Source organism: Agromyces sp. Y575, assembly GCF_059445445.1.
Window position 1 is genome coordinate 595,186 of record NZ_JCAIUI010000002.1, and the last position, 14,959, is coordinate 610,144.

At 68.7% G+C, this 14,959-nt stretch carries 15 protein-coding genes; 7 read left to right on the top strand and 8 right to left on the bottom strand.

The features are described 5' to 3' along the window. Positions 1 to 89 precede the first annotated feature (89 nt). Complete coding sequence (gene ddaH, locus AC1C2U_RS08830; protein ID WP_495361367.1) at positions 90 to 962, bottom strand: dimethylargininase; 873 nt, start codon at positions 960 to 962, stop codon at positions 90 to 92. 251 nt (positions 963 to 1,213) lie between these two features. After that, positions 1,214 to 2,494 carry an FAD-dependent oxidoreductase gene (locus AC1C2U_RS08835; RefSeq protein WP_495361368.1) on the bottom strand — a complete coding sequence of 427 codons (1,281 nt, stop codon included), beginning with the start codon at positions 2,492 to 2,494 and terminating at the stop codon, positions 1,214 to 1,216. A 37-nt stretch (positions 2,495 to 2,531) separates the two neighbouring features. Between AC1C2U_RS08835 and AC1C2U_RS08840 the strand changes: the two genes are divergently transcribed. The 3 genes from AC1C2U_RS08840 (at position 2,532) to AC1C2U_RS08850 (ending at position 4,887) form a co-directional block, all read left to right on the top strand. Next, positions 2,532 to 3,089: a TetR/AcrR family transcriptional regulator gene (locus tag AC1C2U_RS08840; protein WP_495361369.1), complete on the top strand. Its 558-nt coding sequence runs from the start codon at positions 2,532 to 2,534 to the stop codon at positions 3,087 to 3,089. Positions 3,090 to 3,277: 188 nt separating this feature from the next. Next, positions 3,278 to 4,135 (top strand): hypothetical protein, encoded by an 858-nt coding sequence (locus AC1C2U_RS08845; RefSeq protein ID WP_495361370.1) that lies wholly within the window; start codon positions 3,278 to 3,280, stop codon positions 4,133 to 4,135. Further along, entirely contained in the window at positions 4,132 to 4,887 is a 756-nt protein-coding gene (locus AC1C2U_RS08850) for a hypothetical protein (protein ID WP_495361371.1), read from the top strand. Before AC1C2U_RS08845 ends, AC1C2U_RS08850 begins: the two co-directional genes overlap by 4 nt. 7 nt (positions 4,888 to 4,894) lie before the next feature. On the opposite strand, the gene AC1C2U_RS08855 is transcribed toward AC1C2U_RS08850, so the two are convergent. The 3 genes from AC1C2U_RS08855 to AC1C2U_RS08865 all read right to left on the bottom strand — a co-directional run bounded on the left by AC1C2U_RS08855 (position 4,895) and on the right by AC1C2U_RS08865 (position 6,621). Further along, positions 4,895 to 5,695 carry an LLM class F420-dependent oxidoreductase gene (locus AC1C2U_RS08855; protein WP_495361372.1) on the bottom strand — a complete coding sequence of 267 codons (801 nt, stop codon included), beginning with the start codon at positions 5,693 to 5,695 and terminating at the stop codon, positions 4,895 to 4,897. A gap of 64 nt (positions 5,696 to 5,759) precedes the next feature. After that, a complete protein-coding gene (locus AC1C2U_RS08860) occupies positions 5,760 to 6,170 on the bottom strand; it encodes a VOC family protein (protein WP_495361373.1) in 411 nt (136 codons plus the stop codon). A 10-nt stretch (positions 6,171 to 6,180) separates the two neighbouring features. Further along, entirely contained in the window at positions 6,181 to 6,621 is a 441-nt protein-coding gene (locus AC1C2U_RS08865) for a helix-turn-helix transcriptional regulator (RefSeq protein WP_495361374.1), read from the bottom strand. Between the two features lie 154 nt (positions 6,622 to 6,775). On the opposite strand from AC1C2U_RS08865, the gene AC1C2U_RS08870 reads away from it, so the two are divergent. The 3 genes from AC1C2U_RS08870 to AC1C2U_RS08880 are packed head-to-tail and all read left to right on the top strand — an operon-like array spanning position 6,776 to position 8,582. Beyond that, a complete protein-coding gene (locus tag AC1C2U_RS08870) occupies positions 6,776 to 7,213 on the top strand; it encodes an Lrp/AsnC family transcriptional regulator (protein ID WP_495361375.1) in 438 nt (145 codons plus the stop codon). A gap of 59 nt (positions 7,214 to 7,272) precedes the next feature. Next, positions 7,273 to 8,226 (top strand): hypothetical protein, encoded by a 954-nt coding sequence (locus AC1C2U_RS08875; RefSeq protein ID WP_495361376.1) that lies wholly within the window; start codon positions 7,273 to 7,275, stop codon positions 8,224 to 8,226. Then, positions 8,226 to 8,582: a GntR family transcriptional regulator gene (locus tag AC1C2U_RS08880; protein ID WP_495361377.1), complete on the top strand. Its 357-nt coding sequence runs from the start codon at positions 8,226 to 8,228 to the stop codon at positions 8,580 to 8,582. The genes AC1C2U_RS08875 and AC1C2U_RS08880 overlap by 1 nt, the downstream gene beginning before the upstream one ends. Before the next feature lie 96 nt (positions 8,583 to 8,678). Here the strand turns inward: AC1C2U_RS08880 and AC1C2U_RS08885 are convergent, their stop codons facing one another. Next, a complete protein-coding gene (locus AC1C2U_RS08885) occupies positions 8,679 to 9,869 on the bottom strand; it encodes a RimK family alpha-L-glutamate ligase (RefSeq protein WP_495361378.1) in 1,191 nt (396 codons plus the stop codon). 25 nt (positions 9,870 to 9,894) lie between these two features. Between AC1C2U_RS08885 and AC1C2U_RS08890 the strand changes: the two genes are divergently transcribed. Further along, positions 9,895 to 10,395, top strand: a complete 501-nt coding sequence (locus tag AC1C2U_RS08890; RefSeq protein WP_495361379.1) for an ATP-dependent zinc protease family protein — start codon at positions 9,895 to 9,897, stop codon at positions 10,393 to 10,395. Positions 10,396 to 10,411: 16 nt separating this feature from the next. Here AC1C2U_RS08890 and AC1C2U_RS08895 read toward each other — a convergent pair whose 3' ends face one another. Continuing rightward, positions 10,412 to 10,807, bottom strand: coding sequence for a hypothetical protein (locus AC1C2U_RS08895; protein ID WP_495361380.1), 396 nt, complete (start codon positions 10,805 to 10,807; stop codon positions 10,412 to 10,414). A 260-nt stretch (positions 10,808 to 11,067) separates the two neighbouring features. Next, on the bottom strand, positions 11,068 to 14,817 hold the full coding sequence (locus AC1C2U_RS08900) for a proline dehydrogenase family protein (RefSeq protein ID WP_495361967.1): 3,750 nt from the start codon (positions 14,815 to 14,817) through the stop codon (positions 11,068 to 11,070). Positions 14,818 to 14,959: the final 142 nt, after the last annotated feature.

The following is a 14,959-nucleotide window of genomic DNA, read 5'->3' on the forward strand; positions in this document are numbered from 1 at the left end:
CGTAGGACTCTTGGGGCTTTGTAGGACGTTCTCAGGGCCGTCCGTCCTACGAAGAGGCGATTGTCCTACGAAGTCGTTCCCGGTGGGATTCATCGGCGCAGCTCCAGGGTGGCGCACTTGACGCCGCCGCCGCCGAGCAGCAGCTCGGAGAGGTCGACGCCGATCGGGTGGTATCCGTGTTCACGCAATTGCCGCTCGAAGTCCGTCGCGCGCGAAGCGATGACCACGTTGTACCCGTCGCTGAACGAGTTGAGGCCGAGCACCGCGGCATCCGTCTCGTTCACGATGATGGCGTCGGGGAAGCGCGCTCGCAGCAGGGCGACGGATGCCTCGTCGAACGCGCTCGGCAGGTACGCGATGTGCTCCTGGCCGGGCGCTGGATCGAGCACCGCGATCGCCGTGTCGAGGTGGTAGAAGTTCGGGTCCACGAGTCGGAGGGTGACGACCTCGCGGCCGAAGATCGCGGCGAGTTCGTCGTGCGAACGCGAATCGCTGCGGAATCCCGTGCCCGCGAGGATCGCATCGCCGACGAGCAGGAAGTCGCCCTCGCCCTCGTTGACCTCCTCGGGCACCCGCACCTCGAGGCCCGCCTCACGGAACCACCGCATGTACGCCGGCCCCTCGGGCTGCCGTTCGGCGTGTGCGAACTTCGCGCCGTACGCGATGCCGTCGATGACGAAGCCGCCATTGGCCGCGTAGACCATGTCGGGCAGCCCCGCGATCGGATCGATCAGCGCCACCTCGTACCCGAGTTCGAGGTACGTGTCGTAGAGCACCTGCCACTGCGCGAGCGCAAGGCTCGTGTTCGTCGGCTGGGCCGGGTTCATCCACGGGTTGATGCGGTAGACCACGGTGAAATGCTCGGGGCGGCACATGAGCACGGTGCGCCCCGTGGCGCGGCGCTCAGGCCTGGTTCGGCGCCGTTCGCCGGGTTGCTCGCCGGTCTCGATCACGGTCGACATCTCACTCCTTCGAGAGGTGAGCGGATGCTGCGGGCCCCGTGGGCTCGCGGCATCCGCTTGGTCGTGCACTGCCGGCGGACCAGGTCACTCTCGCGAGCCTCGACGACGCGTTCGGATTGCGCCGCCGTCGAGACGCCACTCCAAGTGTGAAGGGTAATGCGGCGTGGTTGGTGGCGTGGTGCGCAACATTCGTGCTCGTTCGATGCTGGCGCGCAGCTTCCATGCAGAGTCTGGGGGTCGGATGCCGCGACTCACGCGTCTCCGTCCGGTTTGCCGACCGTCGGTCGCTGCAACGGCTCGTCTCCGGCGCCAACGCGACCCAGGAGCCTCGATCGTGGACCGGGCTGGATCCCGGCCGATTCAGGCCGTGCCCCCAGACCGATGAACCGCCCCGTCAGAAATGTCAGCCGTGGATGATCGCGCAGCATCCGCAGCGGCAAGGGCATCGGCGAACCAGGTTCACGCGAGGAGAGGATCGCGCCCTGCATCCGCCGCTGCACGAACTGGGTGATCCGTACCGGCCAGACACGACGGCGCTGCACCCGGTGCAGGTCGGCTCCTCGCGGCACGCGCACGCACAGCACCGGTCCGAGGATGCGCGCGGCCGCCACGGCATCCTGGATCGCGAGGTTGATGCCGACACCCCCGGCCGGCGACATCGCGTGCGCGGAGTCGCCGATGCACAGCATCCCGTCGGCGTGCCAGCGGCGCAGCCGCTCGAGTTTCACCCGCAGAAGGTGCACGTCGTCGCTCGTGATCGAGGCGACGGCTTCCGTCATGTGTGGCGAGATGAGCGCGATGCGCGACCTCATGCGTGCAAGGTCGTCTTCGGTGCCAGCCCAGGTTCCCGCCGGGATCACGTGCGCGATCTGGAAGAAGTCGCCGCGGTCGATCGTGATGATCATTCCGGCGCCGGCTTGGACGAACGGGTAGGTCTCGCCTGCGCGCTTCGTCAGTCGAAACCACAGCACGTCCATCGCTGCAGCAGTGCCGACCGGGGTGAGACCGGCGGCCGCACGGACCTCCGAGTCCCGGCCGGATGCGTCGACCACAAGGCGCGCGCTCACGCTCACCGCACCATCCGGCCCTGCGCCCGTGACGCCGCTGATGCGACCGCCTTCCCTGATGAGTCCGTCGATCCGAGTCGAGCGGAGCAGGCGGAATCCCGGATGCTTCGCCGCGGTGTCGGCCAGGAGATCGAGGAAGTCCCACTGCGGCATGAACGTCATGACCTTGCGTCGGGTGGGTAGCCGGGTGAAGTCGGCGAGAGTGAGCTCCGTGCCGTGCCAGCTCAGGCCGACACGGGGCATGTCTGCGTGCGGCCGAGTGAGGAACTCGTCGAGAAGGCCGAGCTCACCGAGCAGCTGTTGGGTAGAGGGATGGATCGTGTCGCCGCGGAAGTCGCGCAGGAAATCGGCATGCTTCTCGACGACCGTGACCTCGAGTCCTTGGCGTAGCAGGAGCAATGCCATCATGAGTCCGGCGGGACCGCCGCCGACGATCACGCAGTCCGTATCGATGTGAGTGCTCATGTGCTCACGATTGCCTCGCCCGTGTGATGATGCGAGCATGGTCAATAAGAAAGCCGGGCGGCCACGAGGTGATGCCACGGCGCGTCAACGCCTGCTGAATGCTGCCCACCAGCACTTCGAATCGGGCGACCTGGCCTCGGTTTCGGCGCGAAAGCTCGCCGAAGAAGTGGGCGTGAGTCACACACTGGTCAATTATCACTTCGGTTCGCGTGACGCCCTGATCGCAGCAGCCGTCTCACTTCGCGCAGCCCCGCATCATGTGGTCGCCGCATCTACCGATGAGGATGGGCACATCGACCTCGCCCTGCTCGTGCGCGGACTCGTCACGGTGTGGGAGGACCCGGAGAACGGTGCGCGACTGGTGGAATTCGCGCACCGCCTCGCGACCGGCGATGAACGCTCGCCGACGCTGATGTCATATCTGCAGCACACGGTATTCGGCGCACTGGTCGCGGAATTCGGGCAGGAGCGCGCACGCCGCATGGCGACCGCCATCATCGGGGTGATCTTCGCGCGCTACGTGCTGCACCTGCCAGCCATGACCGCTCTCACGCCGACGCAGGTCGCGACGCACCTGCTGTCGATGCTGCGGTAGCGCCGACACCGCTCCGAACAGCGCGTCGGCGTGCTCGACGTCGACGCCGCGCAGAGACTGGGGGCCGGATGTCTCCACTCACGCGTCTCGGGCCGGTTTGCCGACGGTCGGTCACTGCGGCATTCTGGAGACCGATCCGGCCCGTGCTGTTCGACAGCGGTTCCGCCGGCGCAGCGACGGAGGCCGGCATGGTGGAACCCGACCACGACTCCGAAGGCGATTCCCGCCTCGATGCCGACCGGGCTTCCCTCGTCGATGACACCCACGCCCAGCACGTCGCGCGGCTGCAACGGCTCGTCTACGACGCCGACTCGACCCAGGAAGAGCGTTCGGCGGCGACCGCCGAACTCCACGCCCTGGTGCCCGCGGGAACGGACGCCGAGTCGGCTGGGGGACCGATCGCGCCCGCTCCGGAGCCGCCGACGCCGACGCTCGTCGACGATGCGACTTCGACGACGGCGGCTCCGTGGTGGGGCGCTGATGCCCGCGGTCTCCGCTGGGTGGGCGTCGCTGGCGTCGCTGCGCTCGCCATCGGGCTCATGGCCGGGTGGCAGCTCGGCGGCCGCGCGACGTCGGACCTGGCATCGGTGACGCTGTCGAGTCAAGCTCCGCCGACAGGCATGCCCACCGGTGGGCCAATGGCCGAGACGACGATTCCCGTCGGCGACACGCAATTGCCGGCAGCGCTCGACCGAGAGCCGACGGAGGCCGACGCAACGGACGCCGACTGGGTGGCGGGGCACGAGCTCGATCCGACGAGCCTGCGGCTGCTGCTCACCCGATCCGATGGGCTCACGGTGTACGGGGCGAGGCGAGGCGGGGACATCTGCCTCGTCTCGGTGGCTCCCGCTGCGACCGGCACCGGTGCCGCTTGCACCACCTACGGCTCGATGAGCAACGACGGACTCGCTGTCGTCATCGGCTACGCAGGCGCACCCGAACCGGTCACCGTGCGCTGGCATCCCGACGGCGCTGTCGAGATCGGCACGGCGGCCCCGCTGCGCGTGATGCCCGTCACCGACGATGTGGTGGAAGGTGCGCCGTGAACACCCGTGAGCACGATGAGCAGATCGCCAGGCTGCAACAGCTCGCGTACGGTGCCGGGGCGAGTGACGAGGAACGGGCGAATGCCGCCCGTGAGCTCGACGCCCTGCGTTCGGCCTCGGCGGAAATCACCGAATCCGTCCCGTCACCGGTTCAAGCCGCCGACGCGGCATCCGACACCAATGAGGGAACCGGCACAGCGGCCGACGCGATCGACACACGCAGTTGGCCCTCGCGACAACGCAGGTATCGCACAGCCGTCATCGCCGGGACCGCAGCGCTCGTCATCGGCCTCCTGGCCGGGTGGCAGCTCGGGGAGCGCGATGCATCCGACGCGGCCGCAGCCGGCGCTACCCCGACGGTGTTCCTTGGTCCGCGCACGCAGGCCGAGTTCCTCGAGTCGCTGCCGGTCGCCGCGGACTCTCCCGCAGCAGACGTGTTCCTGCGACCCGCGACCGCCGCCGATTCACCGAGCACGAGCGCGCTGATGAGCTACGGCAATGGACCACTCGAGTATCGGCTCCTCGCCACCAGGGCCGACGGTCTACCGGTCTACGGCGCACGCGACGACTCGGAGTTTTGCCTGTTCGTCCCGTTCGGGAGCGACGGCGGCGCGGGGACGTGTACAACCGATGGTCGCTTTCCTCCTGACGGCCTCCGGCTCAGCGGGTCCCTCTACGGCACCTCGACTCCGAGCGTCGACGTGACCTGGCACCCCGATGGCTCCCTGACGATGCAGGTGCTCGCCGGCTAACGCAGCCTCAGCCGTTCTTCGCGTCGCGCCAGGCCAACCAGTGCCGCACGGGGCCGAGCTCGTAGTCGGGGCCGGTGATGCCGAGCGTGAAGAGCCGGACCCCCGCCGCGAAGAGAGCGTCGGCGTGCTCGACGTCGACGCCCGATCGATCGAGTTCGTTCGAGACGGTGATCTCCGAGACATCCCGCCCGACCTCGTCGCCCCAACGGGCGAGCACGTCGAGCTTGTGCGGCAATTCTTCGGGCGCGACGAACGAGTGCCAGATGTCGGCGTGCTGCGCCACGATGCGGAGCGTCTTCTGCTCACCCTTGCCTCCGATCATGACCGGGATGTCTCGGGTCGGCGGCGGGTTGAGTTTCGCCCAGCGCGCCTCGATGCGCGGCATCGCCTCGGAGAGTGCGTTCAGCCGAGAACCACGAGACCCGAACTCGTAACCGTATTCGTCGAAGTCGCGCTCGAACCAGCCGGAACCGGTGCCGAAGATGAACCGGCCCGTGCCGCCCTTCGCACTGATGTGGTCGAGGGTGCGGGCCATGTCCGCCTGCAGGTCGGCGTTCCGGTAGGAGTTGCAGTTCACGAGCGAACCGAATTCGATGCGCTCGGTCTGCTCGGCCCACGCACCGAGCATCGACCACGCCTCGAAGTGCAGCCCATCGCGGTCACCCGTGAGCGGGAAGAAGTGATCCCAGTTGAAGACGATGTCGACGCCGAGGTCTTCGAGGCGCAGCACGGTGTCGCGGATGGCGGTGTACTGGGCGTGCTGCGGCTGCACCTGCACAGCGAGACGCACGGGGGAATTCAGAGGCATCCCGCAAGCCTACGACCGAACATCGCGCTCTCACCGAGCGTGTCGCGAGATTTCGCCTGAGCCGTCAGGCCGCGGGCGCCTGCAAGATGCGCACGGTGTTGCCCGACGGGTCGCGGAACGCGCAGTCGCGCGGACCCCACCCCTGGTCGATGGGCTCCTGGAGCACCTCGGCGCCGGATGCCCGCAGCGTCTCGAAGGTCGCATCGACGTCATCCGAGCGGAACACCAGCATCGGCAATTGGCCCTTGACGAGGAGCTCCTGAATCGCGTCACCATCGGCCTCCGAGCGACCGGCGTGAGGCACCGAGAGCACGATGCCGAGGCCGGGCTGCGCGTCGCTGCCGAGCGTGACCCACCTGAACTCGCCGGAGGCCACGTCGTTCTGCACATCGAGACCGAGCGCGTCCCGGTAGAAGGGAAGCGACTCGTCGACATCGTTGACGGTGATGTTCGTGTACTGGAGTGCGATGGTCATGACGGTGACATTACGCTGCGTCTGCCGTGGTCGCTTCTTCGTTTCTGCTCGGTGCGTGCCGCACCGGGCGCGTGTACGTTTTCGCGACACAGGCGGGCATGGCCTTGACGGCGTCGTGCTCCTGGCTCCGGTACGTCGTCGGGGTCTCGCCGACGATCTCGGTGAACCGCGAACTGAACGAGCCGAGGGAGGTGCAGCCGACGGCCATGCACGCGTCGGTGACGCTCACGCCCGCCCGCAGCAACGCCATCGCCCGCTCGATCCTGCGGGTCATCAGGTAGCTGTACGGCGTCTCACCGTATGCCGCGCGGAACCGGCGCGAGAAGTGCGCGGGCGACATGAGCGCCCGGCCGGCCATGGTCGGAACATCGAGCGGTTTCGCGTACTCGCGGTCGATCAGATCGCGGGCACGACGCAGGTGAGCGAAATTCTGCAGCTCCTGCGGGGTCATGATTCGACGGTAGCACCGGCGCCCCGCACGACGGATGCCGCTGCGCTGCTTGGTCAGCAGCACTTGCGCGAGCTTGGAGCGCGAATCCGCGCGAGGCGCAGGAAAAGTGCGCCAGATGCTGGGAGAACGCAACGGATCGACGTACAATCCGAGCATGGACAACCTCGATCGCGCCATCCTCGACCTGCTCCGGCAGAACTCCCGGGCTGGGTACGGCGACATCGGGTCGTCAGTGGGCCTCTCGGCGTCGGCCGTGAAGCGACGAGTCGACCGGCTCGTCGCCGACGGAGTCATCCGCTCGTTCACGATCCAGGTCGACCCCGCCGTCGACGGCATGTCGACCGAAGCGTACGTCGAGCTCTTCTGCCGCGGCACCGTGGGGCCCGACGAACTGCAGCGCATTCTGCAGGGGGTGCCCGAGATCGTCTATGCGGGCACCGTCACCGGCAGCGCCGACGCGATCGTGCACATGCGCGCTCGCGACATCACCTCGCTCGAAGACGCGCTCGAGCGAGTGCGCATCGCCCCGAACGTCGACCACACGCGCAGCGCGATCGTGCTGTCACGATTGGTCAACCGCAATCGGGAGTGACGCGGCTCGTCGCGACCGTGCACCTTGACGGATGCAGATTGTAGTAATACATTGACGGCATGTCTCTCGACTCGCCCGAATGGTTCATGCTCAGCGTTCTCGCGCTCGTCGCGGTGATGGCGGCGATCTCGCCGATGTGGGTGTCGCGGCCACCGGCGATCGGACGATTCGCCCGAACCGTCGGGCTTCCACTCGACGGAGACGTCGAGCTCGAGCGCACCGTCGGCGAACGACTCCGGTTCCGTGCACGCTGGGGCGCGGTCGGCACTGTGGCCGGAACGGCCGTCGGAGCGCTCGTCGTCGTGAGCGGTGTGCTGACCACGCACGACCAGTGGGGGGCGGGCCTCTCGCCGGTCGCCGGGCTCGTGCTCGCCGGTCTCGTCCTCACCGGGCGCGGAATCGGCACGGCGATCTCGATCCTGCCCGCGCCGCCCGAGGTTCGCCGCTACGGCCCAAGAGTTGCACGAGTCCCCCGCCCCTCGGTTGCCGACTACGTCGCTCCGATCGAGCGCGTCGGGGCTCACCTCCACGTGGCGGTCGGCAGTCTGATGGCTGTCGCCGTCTCCATCCTGCCGACTCCTGTCGAATCTCGACTGCTCGCCGGCGCCACCGCGCTCGCCGCGATCGCGGCGCTCGCCGTGGCCGAGTGGGCCTCCGCGGCACTCGTCTCGCGACCGCAGCCGGCAGTGAACGAAGAGTTGCTGCGCTGGGACGATGCGCTCCGCGCGCAGACGCTCCGGGACATCGTGTCGGTACCCCTGATGGCAGGCGGGGTTGTCATCCTCGCCTCGATCACCGCCTGGCCCGAGTGGACCGGGTCCGCGGCGGCGACCGGCCAGGTCGTCGGCAGCGTCATCACGTATGTATTGCTGCTCACGCTGCTGGTCGTCGGCGCGATCTCGATCGCGCTCAGCCCGGCTCGCTACTACCTCAAGCGGCTCTGGCCCACGCAATTCGCCGAGACGCAGCCCCGCGCGTACGGATCACCGACGCCGACCCTCGAGAACCGTTGATGCTGCTCGAAATCGATCCCGAGTCATCCGTTCCGCCATACGAGCAATTGCGCCGAGCGGTCATCGACGGTGTGCGCGACGGCACTCTCGTCGCCGGCATGCGGCTGCCGCCGGTGCGCACACTCGCCACCGAACTCGGCCTCGCGGCGAACACCGTGGCCCGCGCATATCGGGAGCTCGAGCGCGACAGCGTAATCGAGACGCGCGGTCGCAACGGCTCGTTCGTCTCGGCGACGGGAGACCCGACCGAGCAACAGGCGCAGCTCGCGGCATCCGCGTATGCCGATCGCATCGCGCAACTCGGCCTCGATGCCGAGCATGCGCTGGCGATCGTGCGCGCCGCCCTCCAGCACTGAGCGCGACCCGCGCGTGCTCACCGCCCGCACACCGAGGCATCCGTCTGCGCCCATTCGATTCCGCCAGACCCGCCAGATTCCGCTGAACGCGAGGACTCACCCTTCGGGAATCGGCCGCTTCGGGAGCTTCCGCACCTTCGCGCCGCGGCGACGACGCTCGGGGATCATCGAGCGCATCTCCTCGAGCTTGCCGAAGCAGAGCAGCCGGTCTTCGGCCTGCAGCTCGACGCCCTTGCGCGGGTTCGGGATGACGTTCGTGCCACGGTGCAGGGTGAGCACGGTGATGTCGCGCTCCCAGAGTCCGGAATCGCCGAGGGTGGTGCCGACGAGATCGGCGCCGCCGCGCACGACGAGCTCGGCGACTCCGTAGCCGGTCGAGACGGTGAGGCGTTGCCGCACGTCGACCTCGGGAAATCCGACCTGGTTCGCGATGTGGTCGATGATAGCGCCGGCGACGTCGAGCTTCGTGGCCGACTCGATGCCCTCGAGGCCGGGCGAGGAGTTGACCTCCATCACGAGCGGCCCCTCATCACCCTCGAGCATGTCGACGCCCGCCACCCGCAGGCCCATGATCTGGGCCGAACGCACGGCCGCCAGCTCATACTCCGGCGTCAGCTCGACGGCTTCGACGGTGCCGCCGCGGTGCACGTTCGAGCGGAACTCGTCGCCGCTCGCGCTGCGTCGCATCGCCGCGACCACCCGGTCGCCGACGACGAGGGCACGGATGTCGCGGCCCCGGCTCTCTTTGATGAACCGCTGGATCAGCACGTTCTGCTTCGTCGAGTGCAGGGTCTCGATGATCGCTTCGGCGACCTTCACTTCGGGGGCGAGGATGACGCCGATGCCCTGCGTGCCCTCGAGCAGCTTGATGACGACCGGCGCGCCGCCGACCCGCTCGATCGCAGGGCGCACGTCGGCGCGGTTACGCACGAACGCCGTCGCGGGCATGCCGATGTTGTGCCGGGAGAGGATCTGGTTGGCCCGAAGCTTGTCACGCGAGTTCGTGATGCCGTTGGCCGTGTTCGGCGTGTAGACGTCCATCTGCTCGAACTGGCGCACCACCGCGGTGCCGAAGTACGTGACCGAGTTGCCGATGCGCGGCAGCACGGCGTCGTAGTAAGAGAGGCGCCGCCCGCGGTACTGCAGGTCGGGTTCGGGCCCCGCGAGGTCGATCGCGAACCGCAGTGTGTCGAGCACCTTGACCTCGTGCCCACGCTGCTGCGCGGCCGTGCGGAGGCGCTGGGTCGAGTACGCCTGCGGGGCGCGCGAGAGGATCGCCAGTTTCATCGTGTACCCCTGCGAAGATGTTCGGGTGGGAGGGCCCGTCTATTCAAACACCATCGCGGGATGGCGCGAATGGGTGCGCCTGCCGGGCGCCGAAGTGCCGTGGATCAAGGCGAAGCTCGACACGGGTGCGCGCACCTCTTCGCTGCACGCCTTCGACGTCGAAGAGGTTCGACGCGGCGAGACGGCGATCGTGCGGTTCGGGGTGCATCCGTGGCAGAACACCGATGCAGACGCCGTCGTCGTGGAGTGCCCGGTGCACGACCGACGCTCGGTGCGAAGCTCGTCGGGTCACACCGAAGAGCGCATCGTCGTGCTCATGGACGTGGTGCTCCTCGATCGAACCATCACCACCGAGGTGACGCTCACCAATCGCGATGAGATGGGCTTCCGCATGCTCATCGGCCGCGAAGCACTGCGGCAGGGCTTCGTCGTCGACTCGGCACGTTCGTTCGTCGGCGGACGCGCGCCACGACGCATCCGTCGCCGCAATCGCGGCCGCGACGCCGCATCCGCTCCACGCGCCTGAGCGCCGAGCGCGCTCGTCAGGCCGGGTCTGCCACGAGCACAGGCGGGTCGGCGCGGAGCGCGGCGAGCTCGACGAACTCGCGTGCAGCCGCGACCTTGCGTCCGCGCGCGACGATCCAGCCCCAGATCGAGAGCGCACCGATCGCGAGCCCGACGACGAGCGCCACGACCGTTGCGACGACGAGGTCGGGTTCTTCGCTGAACGCCACGATGCCGCCGAGCACCCCCGACAACGCGACGACGAGTCCGGTGAATGCGCCGTACAAGATCGCGCGACTCGAACCGTCGGCCATTGCGGCGTGGAACGGGGCTGCGAGGCCACGCTCCCGCCGAACGTCATCTCCGGCCACGACCCACTCGCGCCCCGCCCGGCGCAACTGGGCGTTGTGGGCGTCGACAGCGAGCGACCACACGAGCCCGCGACGAGCCCCGCCACGATCGTGAGACGGCCCGGCGTCTCTTCGGGGAGCATCCACAGCACCGCGGCATGCGTCACCAACCCGAGCAGGATGCTCATCACCGCGAGCGTGCCCGGCGACCGCCGTGCCGGGGAATTCCTTTCTCAGGAACACCCCCGCCGAAACAACCCCTTTTCAGGAGATTTCGGGCGTTTCAGCCACCGGCGGCCGAAGAACTCCTGAAAAGAGTTGCTTCGGGGTCATGCCGGCCGAGCTCAGATCACGCCCTGCGAAAGGGTCGTCGGGTTGCCGAACCGGTGGTTCGTGATCGAGATCGCCTGCTCGTGCAGGAACGGCAGCAGTTCGACGCGACCCGAGGGGGTCACGGGATGTGCCCACACCGCGACATCCGGAGTGCCACCGAGCGCTTCGGCGAGAGCGGATGCCCCGCCGCCGACGAGTCGCACGCGGGGGGTCGTGATGCCGCGCTTCGCCGCCCGCCCGAGCCAGGACGCGTCGCTCTCGCGCACGATCTTCACCTCGCGCGCCGCGAGCAGGGTGCGCACGCCCTTCGGCAGCTCGGCCGCGGTCGACACCGAGAGCTTCGAGTTCGCGAGCAGGCCCGAGGCGATGACGCGGAGCCCCTCGGCGAGCGTCGCCTGCTCGCCGACGCGGATCGTCACGGGCAGCGGCCGATAGCGGAAGAGGTTGCGCTCGACGCCGACGCCCGAGACATCCTTCACGATGCCGTACTCCTCGGCCCACGCGAGCTCGTCGGAGAGCGCCGAGCGCCGCAGCAGATCGAACGCGTCGTAGTCGAGCGCCGACTGCGATGCTTCGATGAGCTCGGCGACGCGCTTCTCGAGCCCCCGCAGGTGCAGCGTGCTCGATGACGTGCCGTGCTGCGGCAGCCACTCGCCGAGGCCGAACAGGTAGTTCGGTCCCCCGGCCTTCGCCCCGGCACCGACCGCCGACCGCTTCCAGCCGCCGAACGGCTGGCGCTCGACGATCGCACCGGTGATGCCGCGGTTGACGTAGAGGTTGCCCGCCTCGACCCGGTCGAACCAGGTTGCGAGCTCGCTCGGGTCGAGCGATTGCAGGCCGGCGGTCAGGCCGTAGTCGACGGCATTCTGCAGGCGGATCGCCTCGTCGAGGTCCTTCGCGTGCATGATGCCGAGCACGGGGCCGAAGAACTCGGTGAGGTGGAAGTAGGAGCCGCCGGCAACGCCCGTGCGGATGCCGGGCGACCAGAGGCGCCCGGTGGCGTCGAGCTGCTCCGGCTCGACGAGCCACTCTTCGCCGATGCCGAGCTGGGTGAGCGCGTGGAGCAGCTTGCCGTTCGCGGGCTCGACGATGGGGCCCATCTGGCTCGTCGCCTGCTCGGGCCACCCGACGCGCAGCGACTTCGTCGCGTCGACGAGCTGACGGCGGAATCGTTCGGACTTCGCGACCGAGCCGACGAGGATCACGAGCGAGGCGGCCGAGCACTTCTGGCCCGCATGTCCGAAGGCGCTCTTCACGACATCGGATGCCGCGAGGTCGAGGTCGGCCGACGGCGTCACGATGATCGCGTTCTTGCCGCTCGTCTCGGCGAGCAGCGGCAGATCGGCGCGGAACGACCGGAACAACTGCGCCGTCTCGTACGCTCCCGTGAGGATGACCCGGTCGACGGCCGCGTGGGAGATGAGCGCCTTGCCGAGCTCCCGCTCGCCGATGTCGACGAGGGTGAGCAGCTCCCGCGGGATGCCGGCCTCCCACAGCGCCTCGACCATGACCGCACCAGAGCGCTGCGCGAGCTTCGCAGGTTTGATGATGACGCCGGAGCCCGCGGCGAGCGCGGCGAGCACGCCGCCCGCGGGGATCGCGACCGGGAAGTTCCACGGTGGCGTGATGACCGTCAGGCGCGACGGCACGAAGATCGCGCCCTGCACGTGGTCGAGCTCGCGGGCGCGCTCGGCGTAGTAGTGCGCGAAGTCGATCGCCTCGCTGATCTCGGGGTCGGACTCGGCGATGGTCTTGCCCGTCTCGGCGGCCATGATCTCGATGAGGCGGTCGCGGTTCGCGGCGAGCGCGTAGCCTGCACGGTGCAGCACCGCTGCGCGCTCGACGCCGGGCAGCTCGCCCCAGGCGCGGCCGCGGGCGGCGACGGTCTGGATGACCCGCTCGAGGGTTGCGGCGTCATCGACACGGCCTGCGGCGATCGTCTTCACTCCGAGCGTGGAGACGGGCACCCGATCGAGGATGCGGCGGCCCCACGCGCGGTTCGGCGCGAGGGCCGGATCGGTGTCGGGTTCGTTGCGGAAGCCCGGCGTGGCCCCGGGGCCGGCGGGCAGACCGGTCGCTGACCCGAACCCGCTCGCTGAGCCTGTCGAAGCGAACCCGTTCGCTGAGCTTGTCGAAGCGAACCCGTTCGCTGAGCTTGTCGAAGCGAACCCGCTGAGCCCGTCGCTCCCTTCGACAAGCTCAGGGAACACCCCGTCGGACCCGCGCGTGATGCCGAGCACGACACTCGTGAGCGACAGGTCGTGCTCGTGCTCGGTGCCCGGAGCCGGGGCATCGGGAACGGTCATCGCTGCGGCGAGGGTCTCGTCGGTCCACTCAGTGCGCCGATTCTGGATGCGGTTCGGGGCGGGTGCGGTGGCGACCGCGGTCTCGAGCGCCGCAAGCGAGGCGAGGTAGCGCGCCTGCTCTCGTTCGAAGAGCCGGTGGTCGCCGGCGAGTTCGAAGACGGCCGACATGAAGTTGTCCTGGCTCGCATTCTCATCGAGCCGGCGGATCAGGTAGGCGATCGCGACGTCGAACTCGCTCGGGTTCACGACGGGTGTGTAGAGCAGCAGGTTGCCGACGTCGCGTCGAACGGCCTCGGCCTGTCCGGTCGCCATGCCGAGGAGCATCTCGAAGTCGACGCGCGAGTCGACGCCGCGCTCGCGGGCGGTGAGCCAGGCGTGGGCGACGTCGAAGAGGTTGTGGCCGGCGACGCCGAGCTTCACGGCGTCGGTGCGCTCGGGCGTCATCGACCAGTCGAGCACGCGCTTGTAGTTGGTGTCGGAGTCCTGCTTCGTGCTGTAGGTGGCGACAGGCCAGCCGTGCACGGCGGCGTCGACGTGCTCCATCGCGAGATTCGCGCCCTTCACGACGCGCACCTTGATGGGAGCGCCGCCCGCAGCGCGGCGGTGCTTCGCCCACGCGGTCAGTTCCTGCATCGCGCCGAGCGCGTCGGGCAGGTAGGTCTGCAGCACGATGCCGGCCTCGAGGCCTCGCAGCTGCGGCTGGTCGAGCAGGGTCGTGAAGACCGCGATCGTCAGGTCGAGGTCGCGGTACTCCTCCATGTCGAGGTTGATGAACTTCCTTCTGCCTGTTGAGCCCGCCGAAACCGAGCCGGTCGAAGCTTTCGCGGCGAGCTCGTAGAGGGGGGTGAGCTTCGCGACGACCTTCGCGACGGCCTCGTCGAACGACCACATCGAGAGCTGGCTGACGACACTCGAGACCTTGATCGACACGTAGTCGACATCGTCGCGCGCGAGGAACTCGAAGGTGCCGGCGAGGCGCCGATCGGCCTCCTCTTCACCGAGCACGGCCTCGCCGAGGAGGTTGAGGTTCAGGCCGTTGCCCGACTCGCGCAGCGTCGCGATGGCCGGGCCGAGCTTGTCGGGAGTCGCGTCGAGCACGAGGTGGCCGACCATGGCACGCAGCACCCGGCGCGCGATCGGGATGACGATCCAGGGCAGCACGGGGGCGACGATGCCGCCGACACGGATCGCGGCCTTGAGGTACCACGGCAGGAACTTCGGCGTGAGCTTCGCGACCTGCTCGAGGTTGCGGCCGGCGACGCCGAGATCTTCGGGCCGCATGACGCCGTCGACGAAGCCGACGGTGAAGTCGAGGCCGCGGGGATCCTTCAGCACGCCGGCGAGGCGCTCGGCGGCAGGATCGACGGGGTGCTCGGCGCTCTCGGCGAGCCAGCGGCGCACGACTGCGACGACGTGATCGGTGCTCGGCCGTGCGTCTGTTGCGGCGTTCGACATGGTCACGAGGGTAGTGTCCTTTTCTGGATCCTGAGCGGGTCGAAGGGCGGGCGCGCCGGGGTCGCGCGCCTGTCGGGTTCAGTATGCGCCGAGGCATCCGTTCGGTAAAGCGAATGAATCTGAACGATACTGTTCAGTAGAA

Bases quoted from the DNA above. Each gene is read 5' to 3' on its own strand.
- AC1C2U_RS08880 (WP_495361377.1), top strand. From the start codon at position 8,226: ATGCTGCTCGAAATCGATCCCGAGTCATCCGTTCCGCCATACGAGCAA.
- ddaH (WP_495361367.1), bottom strand. From the start codon at position 962: ATGTCGACCGTGATCGAGACCGGCGAGCAACCCGGCGAACGGCGCCGA.
- AC1C2U_RS08900 (WP_495361967.1), bottom strand. From the start codon at position 14,817: ATGTCGAACGCCGCAACAGACGCACGGCCGAGCACCGATCACGTCGTC.
- AC1C2U_RS08840 (WP_495361369.1), top strand. From the start codon at position 2,532: ATGGTCAATAAGAAAGCCGGGCGGCCACGAGGTGATGCCACGGCGCGT.
- AC1C2U_RS08865 (WP_495361374.1), bottom strand. From the start codon at position 6,621: ATGACCCCGCAGGAGCTGCAGAATTTCGCTCACCTGCGTCGTGCCCGC.
- AC1C2U_RS08855 (WP_495361372.1), bottom strand. From the start codon at position 5,695: ATGCCTCTGAATTCCCCCGTGCGTCTCGCTGTGCAGGTGCAGCCGCAG.
- AC1C2U_RS08875 (WP_495361376.1), top strand. From the start codon at position 7,273: ATGTCTCTCGACTCGCCCGAATGGTTCATGCTCAGCGTTCTCGCGCTC.
- AC1C2U_RS08835 (WP_495361368.1), bottom strand. From the start codon at position 2,494: ATGAGCACTCACATCGATACGGACTGCGTGATCGTCGGCGGCGGTCCC.
- AC1C2U_RS08885 (WP_495361378.1), bottom strand. From the start codon at position 9,869: ATGAAACTGGCGATCCTCTCGCGCGCCCCGCAGGCGTACTCGACCCAG.
- AC1C2U_RS08860 (WP_495361373.1), bottom strand. From the start codon at position 6,170: ATGACCATCGCACTCCAGTACACGAACATCACCGTCAACGATGTCGAC.
- AC1C2U_RS08845 (WP_495361370.1), top strand. From the start codon at position 3,278: ATGGTGGAACCCGACCACGACTCCGAAGGCGATTCCCGCCTCGATGCC.
- AC1C2U_RS08870 (WP_495361375.1), top strand. From the start codon at position 6,776: ATGGACAACCTCGATCGCGCCATCCTCGACCTGCTCCGGCAGAACTCC.